The sequence below is a fragment of the Stenotrophomonas sp. MYb57 genome (assembly GCF_002966815.1).
Taxonomy (GTDB): Bacteria; Pseudomonadota; Gammaproteobacteria; order Xanthomonadales; family Xanthomonadaceae; genus Stenotrophomonas; species Stenotrophomonas indicatrix.
Genome location: NZ_CP023271.1, coordinates 18439 through 34539 on the forward strand (window position 1 = coordinate 18439; position 16101 = coordinate 34539).

The 16101-nt window shown below is 67.4% G+C and carries 14 protein-coding genes; 7 read left to right on the forward strand and 7 right to left on the reverse strand.

Annotation, left to right across the window (positions count from 1 at the left end; genetic code table 11):
* The first annotated feature begins 133 nt into the window (after nucleotides 1-133).
* Nucleotides 134-316 (forward strand): hypothetical protein, encoded by a 183-nt coding sequence (locus tag CLM74_RS00090; protein WP_199776063.1) that lies wholly within the window; start codon nucleotides 134-136, stop codon nucleotides 314-316.
* Between the two features lie 85 nt (nucleotides 317-401).
* On the opposite strand, the gene CLM74_RS00095 is transcribed toward CLM74_RS00090, so the two are convergent.
* From CLM74_RS00095 to CLM74_RS00105, 3 genes are all read right to left on the reverse strand, one after another.
* The gene (locus CLM74_RS00095) at nucleotides 402-1109 is read right to left on the reverse strand and encodes a 2OG-Fe(II) oxygenase (protein WP_099786339.1); all 708 of its coding nucleotides are present in this window, start codon (nucleotides 1107-1109) and stop codon (nucleotides 402-404) included.
* A gap of 108 nt (nucleotides 1110-1217) precedes the next feature.
* Entirely contained in the window at nucleotides 1218-2234 is a 1017-nt protein-coding gene (locus CLM74_RS00100) for a class 1 fructose-bisphosphatase (protein WP_093820351.1), read from the reverse strand.
* A gap of 413 nt (nucleotides 2235-2647) precedes the next feature.
* Nucleotides 2648-3850 carry an amino acid aminotransferase gene (locus tag CLM74_RS00105; RefSeq protein ID WP_025875527.1) on the reverse strand — a complete coding sequence of 401 codons (1203 nt, stop codon included), beginning with the start codon at nucleotides 3848-3850 and terminating at the stop codon, nucleotides 2648-2650.
* A 171-nt stretch (nucleotides 3851-4021) separates the two neighbouring features.
* Here CLM74_RS00105 and CLM74_RS00110 point away from each other — a divergent pair, with 171 nt between their 5' ends.
* Nucleotides 4022-6136, forward strand: coding sequence for a TonB-dependent receptor (locus CLM74_RS00110; RefSeq protein ID WP_105163187.1), 2115 nt, complete (start codon nucleotides 4022-4024; stop codon nucleotides 6134-6136).
* A gap of 85 nt (nucleotides 6137-6221) precedes the next feature.
* On the opposite strand, the gene CLM74_RS00115 is transcribed toward CLM74_RS00110, so the two are convergent.
* Nucleotides 6222-6548: a hypothetical protein gene (locus CLM74_RS00115; protein ID WP_025875523.1), complete on the reverse strand. Its 327-nt coding sequence runs from the start codon at nucleotides 6546-6548 to the stop codon at nucleotides 6222-6224.
* A 141-nt stretch (nucleotides 6549-6689) separates the two neighbouring features.
* Between CLM74_RS00115 and CLM74_RS00120 the strand changes: the two genes are divergently transcribed.
* The 3 genes from CLM74_RS00120 (at nucleotide 6690) to ligD (ending at nucleotide 10641) form a co-directional block, all read left to right on the forward strand.
* Nucleotides 6690-7088, forward strand: coding sequence for a hypothetical protein (locus CLM74_RS00120; protein ID WP_025875521.1), 399 nt, complete (start codon nucleotides 6690-6692; stop codon nucleotides 7086-7088).
* 145 nt (nucleotides 7089-7233) lie between these two features.
* A complete protein-coding gene (locus tag CLM74_RS00125; protein ID WP_088100886.1) occupies nucleotides 7234-8160 on the forward strand; it encodes a Ku protein in 927 nt (308 codons plus the stop codon).
* Nucleotides 8161-8163: 3 nt separating this feature from the next.
* Complete coding sequence (gene ligD / locus CLM74_RS00130) at nucleotides 8164-10641, forward strand: DNA ligase D (protein ID WP_105163188.1); 2478 nt, start codon at nucleotides 8164-8166, stop codon at nucleotides 10639-10641.
* A gap of 225 nt (nucleotides 10642-10866) precedes the next feature.
* Here ligD and CLM74_RS00135 read toward each other — a convergent pair whose 3' ends face one another.
* The 3 genes from CLM74_RS00135 to adh form a co-directional block, all read right to left on the reverse strand.
* Nucleotides 10867-11256 carry a hypothetical protein gene (locus tag CLM74_RS00135; protein ID WP_025875515.1) on the reverse strand — a complete coding sequence of 130 codons (390 nt, stop codon included), beginning with the start codon at nucleotides 11254-11256 and terminating at the stop codon, nucleotides 10867-10869.
* 105 nt (nucleotides 11257-11361) lie between these two features.
* Nucleotides 11362-12390 carry an alcohol dehydrogenase AdhP gene (gene adhP, locus CLM74_RS00140; protein ID WP_025875513.1) on the reverse strand — a complete coding sequence of 343 codons (1029 nt, stop codon included), beginning with the start codon at nucleotides 12388-12390 and terminating at the stop codon, nucleotides 11362-11364.
* A gap of 74 nt (nucleotides 12391-12464) precedes the next feature.
* Entirely contained in the window at nucleotides 12465-13994 is a 1530-nt protein-coding gene (gene adh / locus CLM74_RS00145) for an aldehyde dehydrogenase (protein ID WP_032978459.1), read from the reverse strand.
* Between the two features lie 222 nt (nucleotides 13995-14216).
* On the opposite strand from adh, the gene CLM74_RS21795 reads away from it, so the two are divergent.
* Nucleotides 14217-15035, forward strand: a complete 819-nt coding sequence (locus CLM74_RS21795; RefSeq protein ID WP_325051186.1) for a GAF domain-containing protein — start codon at nucleotides 14217-14219, stop codon at nucleotides 15033-15035.
* Entirely contained in the window at nucleotides 14953-16053 is a 1101-nt protein-coding gene (locus CLM74_RS21800; protein ID WP_325051187.1) for a sigma 54-interacting transcriptional regulator, read from the forward strand. The genes CLM74_RS21795 and CLM74_RS21800 overlap by 83 nt, the downstream gene beginning before the upstream one ends.
* The last annotated feature ends 48 nt before the right edge of the window (nucleotides 16054-16101 follow it).

Genomic DNA, 16101 nt, shown 5'->3' on the forward strand with positions numbered 1-16101 from the left:
GCAACCACTGCACGCTATGAAACAAACAAGCGCCAGCTACGGGGACTGGAGAGAGGGGAGTTCAGCATCGTGGATGCGGAACAGCTCCGCCTACTGGTTCAAGTCCATTTTTCCGGACCCATAAGCGCATGGCGTGAAGATCATCTACTGGCTCGGCATCGCGTTCCTGTGGATGCTTCCATTGAACGTTCTGCTGCTGACGGCCGGCACGTTGATGTCTGGCGACGCGATTGGAGAACAGGAATTCGTCGGCCTGGGTGTGGCCGTGTTCGGTGCCGTGGCGGGCGTGATTCTCTATTGCCACCGCCCGCGGTAGCGTCGAGTTGCTCCACCCCGCTCCAGATTCAGTCCAGCAAGCTCGACTTTACCGGGCAAGCGATATCGTCGGTCAGGCTCGACGATCACCCCCCAAACAACTTCTGCGCGCTCTGGAACAGGATCCAGCTGGTGGCGATGAACTTGTCGCCGCCCTGCGGCCGGTTGCCGCGATGGGTATGGGTGAACGCAGTCGGCGCGATCAGCAGGCTGCCGGTGCGCGGTGCGATCTTCCGGCCCTGGAACAGGAACTCGGTTTCGCCTTCGTCGAAGTCGTCGTTGAGGTAAAGCGTCCACAGCACATGCCGGTGCAGCGTCTCGGCCTGCGCGTCCTTCGGGTACAGCTCGCAGTGCCAGTACGGGTAGCCGCCCTCGCCCGCCGCATACCACTGCAGGTTGATCGCGCCCGGGCGCAGGCAGGTGCGCGCCAGATCCGCCAGCTGCTCCGGCGCCATGTCGGGGAAATCCTCGGCCGACAGGCGTCGCGGCTGGCCGTTGCTGTCCTGGATCTGCAACATCAACGGCGCGATCAATGCCTGTGGATAACGGCGTAGATAAGTCTGCAGACCCGCAAATACCGCCTGTTGCAGCTGCTGGTCCACATCCTGCCAGCCATCCACGCCGCTGATCCGCAGATCCTTGCTGTGCTTGAGTTCCGGGAACACACCGCTGCCCACTGCGCCGGGTTTCAGGCCCTGGCTTGCACGCATGCGCGCGACGATCGCAGCGCACACGTCGCTGGGGACGGCGTTGTGGATGACCTCGATGAAATCGACCGGGCCCGGCTCGTGCATGCGTGCATTCCTTCGACGGCAAGGGCTTGATGGTGCCGTTTGCAGCTGCTGCTGTCACCCTGCGGTCATGTCATCAATCTGCCATGACCGCTGTAGGGATGGCCGCTGTCAGACGCTCTTTGCGTCATGCTCCTGGTGATAACGCACGGCCTCGGCGACCTCTTCGCGCGAACCGAGGAACACCGGCACGCGCTGGTGCAGCTGGTCGGGTTGCACATCGATGATGCGCTCGCGACCGGTCCAGGCAGCGCCGCCCGCCTGCTCCACCAGCAGGCCCATCGGGTTGGCTTCGTACATCAGGCGCAGCTTGCCGGCCTTGCCCGGTTCCTTCTTGTCCCACGGGTAGATGAAGATGCCGCCGCGGGTCAGGATGCGATGCACGTCGGCGACCATGCTGGCGATCCAGCGCATGTTGAAGTTCTTGCCGCGCGGGCCTTCCTTGCCGGCCAGCAGATCTTCCACGTAGGCCTGCATCGGCGCTTCCCAGTGCCGCTGGTTGGACATGTTGATGGCGAACTCCTGGGTGGCCGCCGGGATCTGCATGTTCTCGGTGGTCAGCACGAACTCACCGGTTTCGCGGTCGAGGGTGAAGGCGTGGGTACCGTGGCCGACGGTCAGCACCAGCTGCGTGCTGGGCCCGTAGATGCAGTAGCCGGCGGCGATCTGCTTGCTGCCTGGCTGCAGGAAGGCGTCATCGCCGGGCAGTTCGACGTTGGTCGGGCAACGCAGCACCGAGAAGATGGTGCCGACGGAGACGTTGACGTCGATGTTGGAGCTGCCATCGAGGGGATCGAACAGCAGCAGGAAATCGCCACGCGGGTAGATGTCCGGCACCGGCTGGCTGTGGTCCATCTCCTCCGATGCGCAGGCGGCGAGGTGGCCACCCCAGGCGTTGGCCTCCAGCAGGATCTCGTTGCTGATGACATCCAGCTTCTTCTGCGCTTCGCCCTGCACGTTGCCGGTACCGGCCTCGCCGAGCACGCCACCGAGGGCGCCCTTGCTGACGGCGATGGAGATGCTGGTGCAGGCGCGGGCGACGACCGCGATCAGCTGGCGCAGGTCGGCGTTGATGCGGCCGGCGTGCTGCTGCTGGATCAGGAAGCGGGTCAACGAGGTACGGGACATGGGCGGGCAGGTCTCGGCAACGGGAAAACGCCTATTGTCGCTGGTCTGACTTGCGCGTGGGTGAGCGGGGGGAGGCGTAATCGTTTCCAGAGGCGTTGCGGTCGTGGCGCCTTCCCTTCGTCGAGGCGCGCGGGAGGGGGAGACAATGCAGGACACGCTGCAAGTACGTCCATGTAAGCTCGATGGCGCCTTGCTCGTGTGCGCTGTCCTGCGCACACGGCAAGACCGGGGTTGGGCATCCTGCCCAACCCGCCCGAGGCATGCCTCGCGCCCATGGCGCCAACGGTCCTGCATTGCCTCCCCCTCCCGCGCGCTTCAGGGTTGGCCGCGAGCGCGAAGGGTGTGGCAAGGCAGGAGCAAAAACAAAGGCGCCTTTCGGCGCCTTTGTTTTCACAGCTTGCTGGAGCGGTCGATCAGCCCTTGGCGACGGTGGCCACGGCCTTGGCGACGTATTCCAGGTTGTTCTGGTTCAGCGCGGCCACGCAGATGCGGCCGGTGCCGACGGCGTAGATGCCGAACTCGTCGCGCAGGCGCTCGACCTGTTCGCGGCTCAGGCCGGAGTACGAGAACATGCCCGCCTGTTCGTTGATGAAGCCGAACTGCGGGGCGCCAGCGGCGGCCAGCTTCTCAACCAGGCCCTGGCGCAGGGCGTGGATGCGCTCGCGCATCTCGGTCAGCTCCTGCTCCCACATCGCGCGCAGTTCCGGATTGGTCAGCACACCGGCAACCAGTGCTGCACCGTGGGTGGACGGGCTGGAGTAGATCGTGCGGATCACGCGCTTGACCTGCGACTGCACGGCCTTGGCGTCAGCGGCGGTCGGCGCGACCATCGACAGCGCACCCACGCGCTCGCCATACAGCGAGAACGACTTGGAGTACGAGTTGGCGACGATGAAGCTGTCGATGCCGGCCTCGGCGATGATGCGCACCGCGGCACCGTCCTGCTCGATGCCCTTGTCGAAGCCCTGATAGGCCATGTCGATGAAGGGGAACAGCTGGCGGTCCTTCAGCAGCTGTGCGACCTGCTTCCACTGGCTGACGGTGAGGTCGGCGCCGGTGGGGTTGTGGCAGCAGGCGTGCAGCAGCACCACAGTGCCCGCTTCCAGCTTGCCCAGGTCGGCCAGCAGGCCGTCGAAGTTGACGCCATGGGTGGTCGGGTCGAAGTAGGTGTAATCGACCACCTCGAAACCAGCGGCGCTGAACACGGCGCGGTGGTTTTCCCAGCTCGGGTTGCTGAGTGCGACGGTGGCGTGCGGCAGCAGCTTCTTCAGCACGTCGGCGCCGACGCGCAGCGCACCGCTGCCACCGACGGTCTGGGCGGTGGTGACACGGCCGGCGGCCAGCAGCGGCGAGTCCTTGCCGAACACCAGCTCACGGGTGGCCTGGGTGTACGCCGGCAGGCCATCGATCGGCAGGTAGCCGCGCGGTTTGGCTTCGTTGGCGAGCTGCTGCTCGATCTGCTTGACGGCGCGCAGCAGCGGAATGCGGCCGCTCTCGTCGTAGTAGATGCCCACACCCAGGTTGACCTTGGTCGGGCGGCTGTCGGCGTTGTACGCCTCGGTCAGGCCCAGGATCGGGTCGCCTGGGACCAGTTCCACGTTTGCAAAGAAGGACACGGCGGTACTCGTTCGGTAGACGGAAAGGGGGAGGAATTGCGCCACGCGGCTTGCGGCCTGTCGGCCGAAACCGACCCATCGTAACAAAGCCTGCCGGGGCTGGCCGCCGCCATCGTCATCCGCCTGCCCGTACCATGGCGTGCGTTGCCGCCCGATCCATCAACCTGAATCATGAATCCCAGCGCACGACGCCAATGCCTGCCGCTTTCCACCCTGCTGCTGCTGCCTTTGACGGTGACGGCCGAGCCATTGCCGACCGCCCTGCCGACGGTGCAGGTGCAGGCCGCGCGGGTGCCCGGCGTCGACCCCTTCGCTCTGCCCGCCAGCCTGGATACGGTGTGGATCGACGCCGACCGTACCGGCCCGGGCACGCAGCTGTCCGAGGCGCTGGGCGGAGTGCCTGGCCTGCTGGCCCGGGACCGGCAGAACTTCGCGCAGGACACCCAGCTGTCGATCCGTGGCTTCGGCGCTCGTTCGACCTTTGGCGTGCGCGGGGTGCGGGTGCTGATCGATGGGGTGCCGGCGACCATGCCCGATGGTCAGGGCCAGCTGTCGCACGCCAGCCTGCTCGGTGCCGAGCGCATCGAGGTGCTGCGCGGGCCGTTCTCGGCCCTGTATGGAAATTCGTCCGGGGGCGTGCTGCAGGTGTGGAGCGCGCAGGGCCAGGCCGGTGACCCGTGGCGGCTGCGGGTGAATGCCGGTGCCGACAACACGCTCAGCGTCGGCGCGCAGCTGCGCGGGGCGGGCTCTGGCGTCGACTACAACGTGGCCGCCAACCATTTCAGCACCGATGGCTGGCGTGACCACAGCCGCGCGCGGCGTGAATCGCTCAACGCGCGCCTTGGCACCGAGCTCGCTGGCGGCCGCCTGGAGTTGCTGCTCAATGCGCTGCACGCGCCCAACGCGCAGGACCCGCTGGGCCTGACCCGCGCGCAGGTGGCGGCCGATCCACGCCAGGCCACGGCGGTGGCTGAGCAGTACAACACCCGCAAATCGGTGCGCCAGCAGCAGGCAGGCCTGCGCTGGACCCGTGAAGCCGGTGCGCAGCGCTGGCAGCTGATGGGCTATGCCGGGCAGCGCGCGGTGACCCAGTACCTGCCGATTCCGCCGGGACCGCAGGCCAACCCATTGCATGCCGGTGGCGTGATCGACCTGGACGGCGGTCATGGCGGGTTGGACGCGCGCTGGGGCTGGAACGGCGATCTGTGGGGGCGCCCGCTGGACCTGGTGGTGGGCGTGAATGCCGATCGCCAGCGCCAGCACCGCACCGGCTACGAGAACTTCGTCGGCACCACCGTGGGGGTACGCGGCCGCCTGCGTCGCGACCAGATCGACATCGTGCAGAACGTGGACCAGTTCGCCCAGGCGTGGTGGCAATGGAGCCCGCGCTGGTCGCTGCTGGCCGGGGTGCGCCACAGCGCGGTGCGCTTCGAATCGGATGATCGCTACATCGTCGGGCGCAACCCGGACGACAGTGGCCGCCGTCGCTACCAGGCCACCACGCCAGTGGCGGGTGTCAGCTTCGAGGCAAGCCCGCAGTGGCGCCTGCACGCGGCGATCGGGCGTGGCTTTGAAACCCCGACGTTCAACGAGCTGGGCTACCGCGCCGACGGCCAGGCCGGGCTGGCGCTGGATCTGGCGGCCGCCCGCAGCCGCAGCGTGGAAGTGGGCAGCAAATGGCATGCGCAGGATGGAAGACAGCTCGATATCAGCCTGTTCCGTGCAGATACCGACGATGAGCTGGCCGTTGCCAGCAACACCAACGGCCGCAGCACGTACCGCAACATCGGCCGTACCCGCCGCCAGGGTGTGGAGCTGCAGTACCGGCAGCCGTTGGCCGAGCAGCTGGAGCTGCAGCTGGCCTGGACCTGGCTGCAGGCGCAGGTGCGTTCGCCCTATCTGGCCTGTGCGGCCAGCAATTGCGCAGTGCCCGACACCGTGGTTGCCGCTGGCAGCCGCCTGCCCGGCGTGCCCCGGCAGCAGGCGTATGCCCGCCTGCAGTGGTCGCCGGGGCAGTGGCAGTGGGGGTTGGAAGCTGCCGCCAGCAGCGATGTGGTGGTGAACGACATCGCCACCGAGCGCGCACCGGGATACGCGCTGCTGAACCTGGAAGCCGGTCGCCGCTGGACGCTGCAGTCGGGTGACCTGCGCGCATTCGCACGTATCGACAACGTGCTGGACCAGCGCTACATCGGCTCGGTGATCGTCAATGACGGTAACGGCCGGTTCTTTGAACCGGGGCCGGACCGCCGCGCCAGCGTTGGCCTGCAGTGGTCATGGCGTTAGGCGGGCCCCGGTAGCGCCGGCCCATGCCCGGCGAGCGCGCAGCGCGGACGTGACGGATCCGCCGGGCATGGCCCGGCGCTACCGCTCAATCCGGGGCCTTGGCGGGCACGAACGGCGAGGTGGGATCGCTGGCCGGGAAGGTCTCTTCCAGCGCCTCGTCCTGGTTGTCGCTGGCGTGCTGCTTGCGCTCGCGCCGCTTCAGCGGACTTTCCTGGCCACCGCGATTGCGGTCACCGCAGTCCTTGCGGTCCTGTGCGGCCTGTTCAGGCCGGCGCACGACGGGCAGTACGCCCTCGTCCGGTGTCGACATGCCGGCGCCACGGTCCTCGGCGTCGGCCAGATCGTGTTTGCCGCGCTGCTCGCCCGGCTCGGGGGTGTGGTTCTCACGCAGGGGGTCACGGGTGGTGGTCATGGGGCGTTCCTCCGGTAGGCCTCCACTAGAGCGCGGACGAAGTAAAGCCACTGCGAACCTGGCGTCATGAACATCTTTGTCACGACTGGATAACGGCGGCGCGCGTATTCCTGCCCACCCGCCCTGCTGCAGGAGCCGGCCATGCCCCGTCTTGAACGCCCCGCCCCGTCCGTGTTCAACGCCCTGCTGGATCCGCTTGGCCAGCGCAGCACGCAGCGCCGGACGCGCCGCCTGGAGGATCCGCAGGCGGTGGCGCAGGATTACCTGCAGTACATGCTGAGCGACTACGAGGAACGCCGCGGGCAGGGGCATCGCAACTGGCGCGATCTGTGCCCGGTGTACGCCTTCGCGCTGACCACCCATGCCGCTGACTGGCCGCGTGGCGGTGAGGCCGATACCAGTGGCGAACTGGCCGAGCACTGGGACCAGATGCGCGGACAGTCGCGCCTGAACTGGGCGCAGGCGCAGCCGGTGGTGGAAGATGCCTGGCGCGCGCTGGACCATATCCCCGCCGCTGCGGTGAGGCCGCTGCTGCAATAGTGCCGGTCGCTGGCAGGCATCGCCAGGATTCAAGGAGCTGCCGGCCAGCGGCCGGCACTACCGCATGGTCTGCACGTGGCCGACACAGTTGTTTCACGGTAGCCGGCTGAAGCTGGCTACCCCTGCTGAAACACAGGTGCGCATCATGGCCCGCCCGATCTGGACTGGTACGCTTTCCTTCGGCCTGCTCAACGTACCGGTCTCGCTGATGTCCGGCGAGCGCAAGGTCGACCTGCACTTCCGCATGCTGGATTCGCGCGATCGCAAACCGATCCGCTTCGAACGGGTCAACGCCGACACCGGCGAGGAAGTGCCGTGGAAGGACATCGTCAAAGCCTACGAGTACGACAAGGGCAGCTACGTCGTGCTGGAGGAAGACGATATCCGTTCGGCGGCGCCGGAAAGCCATGAAACGGTGGAGGTGGAAACCTTTGTCGACGCCAGCCAGATCGACCCGCGATACTACGAGAAGCCCTATCTGCTGGTGCCGGGTAAAAAGGCCGAGAAGGGCTACGTGCTGCTGCGGGAAACGCTGCGCAGCACTGGCAAGGTCGGTATCGCCCGGGTGGTGGTGCGCACGCGCGAGTACCTGTGCGCGGTGATGCCCAACGATGACGCGCTGGTGCTGATGATCCTGCGCTATCCGCAGGAACTGGTCGAGCCTGACGACTACAAGCTGCCCAGTGGAAAGCTTGCCGATTACCGCATCACCAGCAAGGAAACGGCGATGGCCGAGCAGTTGATCGAGTCGATGGCCGGTGACTGGGATCCTTCGCAGTACCACGATGAATTCCGCGAACGCCTGCAGCAGGTGCTGAACAAGCGCATCAAGTCCAAGGGCGGCACCACCCAGGTGGAGGACGAGCCGGCACCGCGCGAGGACGCAACCACCAACGTGGTGGACTTCATGGCGCTGCTGCAGAAGAGCCTGGATGCCAACAAGCGCACGCCGGCGAAGAAGGCGGCCGCGCGCAAGGCTCCAGCCAAGAAGGCAGCGGCGAAGAAGGCACCGGCAAAAAAGGCCGCAAAGAAGGCCGCCAGGAAGACCCCTGCGCGACGCAAGGCAGGTTGAGCCATGTCGTTGCATCAGTACCGCCGCAAGCGTCGGCTGGGCGGGGGGAGTGGACAGACCCCGGAGCCGGACGATGCACCGGCACGAGGCAATCCGAAGCGGCGGCCGGTCTTCGTGGTCCAACTGCACCACGCCAGCAGCCGCCACTACGATTTCCGCCTGGAAATGGATGGCGTGCTGAAAAGCTGGGCGGTGCCGAAGGGGCCGTCGCTGCGAGTGGGTGAGAAGCGCCTGGCGGTGGAGGTGGAAGACCATCCCCTGTCCTATGCCGGCTTCGAAGGTGATATTCCGCAAGGCCATTACGGCGCCGGCCACGTCGATGTGTTCGACCACGGCAGCTGGGCCTGCGAAGGTGATCCGTTGCAAGCACTGGCGGCGGGCAAGATCGACTTCGTGCTGCACGGGCAGCGCCTGGCCGGTGGCTGGAAGCTGGTACGCACGGCGATGAAGGGCCGCCAGGTGCAGTGGCTGCTGATCAAGCGCGATGACGCGCAGGCACGGGATGCGGAGGCGGACGATCTGCTGCACACGCCAGCGCTGAAATCCGCGAAGAGGTCCCGGGTTTCAGCGAAGGAGACGGCTCCAGCGCCACGTGCCGCACACCCACGCAAGGCCGATGCACGCTGGCATGCGCGCGCGCTGCAGCTGGACGGAGCGCGCGACAGAAGCTACCCGCACCAGTTCAAGCCACAGCTCACCGATCACCGCGACACCGCGCCCGATGGCGAGCGTTGGCTGCATGAGATCAAGTGGGATGGTTACCGGTTGCTGGCCGATCTGCACGAAGGTGAGGTGACGCTGCGCTCGCGCAATGGCCTGGACTGGACTGCCGATTTTCCCGAAGTGGTGCAGGCGCTGCAGGCGCTGCCGGTGCGCGATGCGCGTCTGGACGGGGAACTGGTGGTGCTGGACGACAACGGCCGCAGCGACTTCGCCGCGCTGCAGCGGGTGATCGACGGCAGCTCGAAGCAACCGCTGCGCTACATCGTGTTCGACCTGCCGGGCGTGGCCGGGGTCGACATCAGCCGTGCGCCGCTGCTGCAACGCAAGGCACTGCTGAAGGAACTGATCGGCGATACAGTTGGCACGCTGGCCTTCAGCGAGCACGTCATCGACCACGGCCCTGCCGTGTTCGAAGCCAGCGGCAAGGCGGGCTTCGAAGGCATCGTCAGCAAGCAGGTCGATGCGCCTTACGTGAACACCCGCGCACGCAGCTGGGTGAAAGTGAAGCATGAGGACACCGATGAATTCCTGATCATCGGCCACACCGCACCCAAAGGCTCGCGGGTGGGATTCGGTTCGCTGCTGCTGGCCACGCCGGACAAGGGCGGCCTGCGCTATGTCGGCCGCGTCGGTACCGGCTTCGACGATGAGGGGCTGCGCGCGCTGGCGGCCACGCTCGCGCCGCTGGCGGTGAAGGAGGCGGTGCTGCCGCTGCCGGCGCACGTGCCGTTGCGTGCGGCGAGCGTGCGCTGGGTCAAGCCGGTGACAGTGGCCGAGGTCGCGTTCCGCGGCTGGGGCAAGGAAGGGTTGCTGCGCCAGGCCAGCTTCAAGCGACTGCGCAGTGACAAGAAGAAGGAGGACCTGGCGATGAGTGCAACACCGGCCGATGACGGCGACGACGTTGCCATCACCCATCCCGAGCGCGTGGTGTTTGCGAAGAAGAAACTCAGCAAGGGTGATGTCGCCGACTACTACCGGCAGATGGCGCGCTGGATCCTGCCGGAAATCAGTGGGCGACCGCTGTCGCTGCTGCGCTGTCCCGACGGCGTAGGCAAGGCGTGTTTCTTCCAGAAGCACCATGGCCAGGGCCTGGGTGATGCGGTGCATGCGGTGCCGCTGCAGCAGAAGAGCGGGCGCGAGGACTACGTCTATATCGATGACGAGCGCGGCCTGCTGCAGCTGGTGCAGATGAACACCCTGGAACTGCATCCATGGGGCGCGACGGTGGCCGATCCCGAACATCCCGACCGGCTGGTGTTCGATCTTGATCCGGGTGAGGGCGTGAGCTGGGCCGACGTGAAGCGCGGCGCGCGCGATGTGCGCGATCGACTGCAGCAAACCGGGCTGCAGAGCTTCGTGCGGCTGTCGGGCGGCAAGGGCGTGCATGTGGTGGTACCCCTGCAACCCGCAGCCGACTGGGACGACGCGAAAGCGTTCTGCGAAGCGTTCGCGCAGGCGATGGCCGAACAGGCGCCGGACCGCTACGTGGCGACGATGAGCAAGGCCAAGCGCAGCGGGGTGATCTTCATCGACTGGCTGCGCAATACACGGGGAGCGACCAGCGTGTGCTCGTGGTCGCTGCGCGCGCGGGAGAGCGCGGGAGTCGCGGTGCCGCTGCGCTGGGAAGAGCTGGCGCGCGTGAGCGCGGCCGATGCGTTTCCGATGGACAAGGCGTTGGCACGGGCGAAGCGTTTGAAGGCGGATCCGTGGCAGGGCATCGACGCGCTGAAGCAGACGCTGCCGACGCTGCAGCGGTAGTGCCGGCCGCTGGCCGGCAACTGCAGGTTTGCTGGGCTTGCCGGCCAGCGGCCGGCACTACCCGTATCCGGAAATCGACGCGTTGAAGCAGCGGTTGCCGATGTTGCCTATGTCTGGACATTCACGGGCTGAAACAGCGACGTTGCAGTGGTAGTGCCGGCCGCTGGCCGGCAACTGCAGGATCATCGAGGTTGCCGGCCAGCGGCCGGCACTACCGGTATCCGCTCAGCGCCGATCGCGCGATGCGCGACGGCCGAACCACCAGCCCAGCAGCAACTGCACCGGCAGCGAGACCAGCAGGCCGATGACGAACCAGTGCGGGAAGTCGCCGCCCATCACCCACAGCCCATAGCCCGCGCCGAGCACCAGCAGTGACCAGATCGAGGTGCCATGCGCGCGTGGCCAGCACGGCGCGTAATACGTGGCGAAGGCAATGGCGGCGATGCCACCCAGCACGGTGAATGCCAGGTCCCAGCCGAGCTGGGCCTCGCTTCCCGGCGTCATGCGCAGCAGCGATGGCAGCCAGCCCGCGGCACTGCTGACCAGGGCCAGCGCGAGCAGCGCGCCGATCAGCGCGAGCAGGGAGAGAAAGACGGTCTTGAGCGTGCCGGGCATGCGTGCATTGTACGGCCGCCGGGGTGCGCGGCGCTGCCGGCAGATCGGCATGGCCGCCGTGCCCGTGGGAGAGGGAAACGGACACGGCGGCCATGCACAGGCGGGTCAGGCAGCGAAGTCGATCACCACGCGGCCTTCGATGGTGCCGGCGTGCATGCGCGCGAACACCTCGTTGACGTTCTCCAGGCGGTCGGTGCTGACCGTGGCGGCAACCTTGCCTTCGGCGGCGAACTGCAGCGATTCCTGCAGGTCCAGGCGGGTGCCGACGATCGAACCGCGTACGGTGACGCCGTTGAGCACCATGCCGAAGATGTCCAGTGGGAAGTTGCCCGGTGGCAGGCCGTTGAGCGAGACCGTGCCGCCGCGACGCACCATGCCCAGCGCCTGTTCGAAGGCCTTGGGCGAAACCGCGGTGACCAGCGCACCATGCGCGCCACCGATCTCCTTCTTCAGGAACGCGGCCGGATCGGTGGTGCGCGCGTTGACGGTGACCTGTGCGCCCAGGCGCCTGGCCAGGGCCAGCTTGGCGTCGTCCACATCCACCGCTGCCACGTTCAGGCCCATCGCGCGGGCATACTGCACGGCCATGTGGCCGAGGCCGCCGATACCGGAAATGGCCACCCAATCACCGGGCTTGGTGTCGGTGACCTTCAGGCCCTTGTACACGGTGACGCCGGCGCACAGCACCGGTGCGATCTCCACAAAGCCCACTTCCTTCGGAAGCAGGCCGACATAGTTGGCATCGGCCAATGCGTACTCGGCGAAGCCGCCGTTGACCGAGTAGCCGGTATTGCGCTGCGTTTCGCACAGCGTTTCCCAGCCACCCAGGCAGTGTTCGCAATGGCCACACGCCGAGTACAACCAGGGGATGCCGACCCTGTCACCTTCCTTGATGTGCCCTACCCCGCCTCCCACGGCCACGACGTGCCCCACGCCCTCGTGGCCGGGGATGAACGGCGGGTTCGGTTTCACCGGCCAGTCGCCCTCGGCGGCGTGCAGGTCGGTGTGGCAGACGCCGCAGGCCTCGATCTTGACCAGCACCTCGCCCGCCCCCGGGCGCGGTACCACGACTTCCTCGATGACCAGCGGCTTGCCGAACTCACGGACGACGGCGGCCTTCATGGTTCTGTTCATGCGTGCTTCTCCGTAGTGCGCTTGCAGACAGGATGGCGCCGGCCCCATGCCCGCGCCTTGATCCCGATCAATCCTCAGAAGAAGCCGAGCTTCTTCGGTGCGTAGCTGACCAGCAGGTTCTTGGTCTGCTGGTAGTGGTCGAGCATCATCCGGTGGTTCTCGCGGCCGATGCCCGACTGCTTGTAGCCGCCGAACGCGGCGTGCGCCGGGTAGGCGTGATAGCAGTTGGTCCATACCCGCCCGGCCTGGATTGCGCGGCCCACCCGGTACAGTCGCGCGGCATCGCGGCTCCAGACGCCGGCACCCAGCCCGTACAGCGTGTCGTTGGCGATCTGCAGCGCTTCTTCTTCGGTCCTGAACGTGGTCACCGACACCACCGGCCCGAAGATCTCCTCCTGGAACACGCGCATGCCGTTGTGGCCCTTGAACACGGTGGGCTGCACATAGAAGCCGCCGGCCAGGTCGCCACCGAGCGCGGCCTTGTCGCCACCAATCAGCACCTCGGCGCCTTCCTCGCGGCCGATGGCGATGTAGGACAGGATCTTCTCCAGCTGTTCGCCCGATGCCTGCGCACCCACCATGGTGTTCGGGTCCAGCGGATTGCCCTGGCGGATCGCCGCCACGCGTTCGAGCGCACGCTCCATGAAGCGTTCGTAGATCGATTCCTGCACCAGTGCGCGCGACGGGCAGGTGCAGACCTCGCCCTGGTTGAAGGCGAACATGACGAAACCTTCCACCGCCTTGTCGAGGAAATCATCGTCCTCGGCCATCACGTCGGCGAAGAACAGGTTCGGCGATTTGCCGCCCAGCTCAAGCGTCACCGGAATCAGGTTCTGGCTGGCGTACTGCATGATCAGGCGGCCGGTGGAGGTCTCGCCGGTGAAGGCGATCTTGGCGATGCGCGGGCTGCTGGCCAGCGGCTTGCCCGCCTCCAGGCCGAAGCCGTTGACCACGTTGAGCACGCCCGGCGGCAGCAGGTCGCCGATCACCTCCATCAGCACCAGGATCGACGCCGGGGTCTGCTCGGCAGGCTTGAGCACCACGCAGTTGCCGGCGGCCAGCGCCGGCGCCAGCTTCCAGGCCGCCATCAGCAGCGGGAAGTTCCACGGGATGATCTGCCCGACCACGCCCAGCGGTTCGTGGAAATGGTAAGCCACGGTGTCGTCGTCGATCTGCGACAGGCTGCCCTCCTGCGCACGCAGGCAACCGGCGAAGTAGCGGAAGTGGTCGGCCATCAACGGCACGTCGGCGTTGAGTGTCTCGCGGATCGGCTTGCCGTTGTCCCAGGTCTCGGCGTGGGCCAGCAGTTCCAGGTTCTGTTCGATGCGATCGGCGATGCGGTTGAGCAGCAGCGCACGGTGGGCGGCCGATGTGCGGCCCCAGGCGTCCTTTGCGGCGTGCGCGGCATCGAGTGCGGCGTCGATGTCCTCGGCGTTGGAGCGGGCAACTTCAGTGAACACCTGGCCGTTCACCGGCGAGATGTTGTCGAAGTACTGGCCGCTGCGCGGGGCGATCCATTCGCCACCGATGTAATTGCCATAGCGCGGCTTGAACAGGGAGCGCGGATCTGTGGCATGCGGGCGGGTGGACGGTACGGCGTTCATGGCGGCTCCTATGGTGGGCATGGTGCATCCACCGGCGCAAAGACGATGCCAACTGTGGCCTGCTGCGCTGCATCACGCCTTCATCGCCCGGCTGTCGGTCATCCTGTCGCGCGCCCTGCGGCAGCGCAGCAGGCGCGGTCGTTGCAGGCCGACGCGGGGTGTGCTGTTAATCGGGACAGGTCCCGCAACAACTGTCGCAATGTGCGACACAGGAGGCTGTCGGTGTCCCCGCTTGCTCCCGATCCCCGCCTGGGAAGTGCCCGGCGCAGTTTCTTCGAGCGCGGCGCTGCGCCCGTCGGCGCGGTGCCCGAGGCGATCCTGCATTCCTGGCAACGCTGCCAACGGCACGGCCTGCTGGTGGATGCGCAGCCGGCCGCCGAACCATTGACCGACAACCGCCTGCGCGAACTGCGCCAGCGCCGCGAGCGCCTGTGGCGACAAGCGCGCCCGGAGCTGGATGGACTGGCTGCGGAAATGACCCACAGCGGCAGCATCGTGCTGCTGACCGATGAAGACGGCTGGATCCTCGACGCCGAAGGCAGTGCCGGTTTCCTCGACAAGGCGGGTCGTGTCGCGCTGATGCCGGGCATGCGCTGGGACGAGGGCACGGTCGGCACCAACGCGATCGGCACCGCGCTGGTGGACGGGCGCGCGCTGCAGGTGCGTGGCGGCGAGCACTACTTCGCCCCGCACGGCATCCTCACCTGTTCGGCCGTGCCGATCCTGGATCCCTACGGGCAATGCCTGGGTGTGCTCGATGTGTCCGGCGACGCGCGGCTGCCACACGTGCACGCGCTGGCGCTGGTGCGGCAGGCGGTAGCGCAGATCGAGCACCGCGGTTTCGCCGACGGCCTGGCCGACTGCGAGCTGCTGCGCCTGCATCATCAACCCGCGCTGCTGGGCAGTGCGCGCGAAGGCGTGCTCGGCTTCCGCGGCGGTCGCCTGGTCGCGGCCAATCTTGTTCGGGCTGGATCGCCAGGACATCGGCCGCACGCCGTACGAAGCGCTGTTCGAACAACCGCTGTCGCGGCTGGCAGATGACGGCGTGCTGCTTGATCGCCAGGGCCGTCGTCTGTACGGCGTGCGCGAGGCCCGTGCGTCGCGACGCAGTGTGGCTACGCCAGAGCCGACCGCGCCGTTGCCGGCGAGTGCGCAGGGCCCACTGTTCGATACCGGGCAGCAACAACAACTGGCCACCGCAGGACGCGTGCTGCAGGCCGGGTTGCCGGTGCTGCTGCAGGGCGAGACCGGCACCGGCAAGGAAGTCTTCGCGCGGGAACTGCACGCACGCAGCACGCGTGCGGGAAAGCCCTTCGTCGCGGTGAACTGCGCGGCGCTGCCGGAAGGCCTGATCGAAGCAGAGCTGTTCGGCTACGAGGAGGGTGCCTTTACCGGTGCGCGCCGGCAGGGCAGCCCGGGCCTGCTGCGGCAGGCCGAGGGCGGTACGTTGTTCCTCGATGAGATCGGCGACATGCCGCTGGCGCTGCAACCGCGCCTGCTGCGCGTGCTGCAGGAACGCGAGCTGTCACCGCTGGGCGGCGGCAAGCCGGTGAAACTGGATTTCGCACTGGTCTGCGCCAGCCACTGCGAACTGCCGCAGGCGGTGGATGCCGATCGCTTCCGTGCGGATCTGTATTACCGCATCGCCGACCACGTGGTGACCCTGGCGCCGTTGCGGCAGAACCCCGATCGCGCTGCCGTGGTGGATGCCCTGTGGCAGCAGCTGGGACAGGGCCATGCGTTGTCGTCGCAGGCCCGCGCGGCGCTGGCCGCCCATGCCTGGCCCGGCAACCTGCGCCAGCTGAGTGCCTGCCTGCGCACGCTGGCCGCACTGGCTGAGCCGGGGCAACCGGTGGGCCCGCAGCTGCTGCCCGCGGACGTACGTGCTGGCACGCCCACCGCGCCAGCAGTGCCTGCCAGCGGGGCATTGGAGGAAATCGCCGAGGCGGCCATGCGCCAGGCGCTGGCCGAGTGCCAGGGCAACGTCAGCGCGGCCGCCAAGCGGCTGGGGATCAACCGCAGCACCCTGTACCGCCGGCTGGGTACGCCACGCGGCTGAGCGGATGCGCTGGCGCCGGGTCTGTGCCCGGCTCCAGCAGGGGCCGAG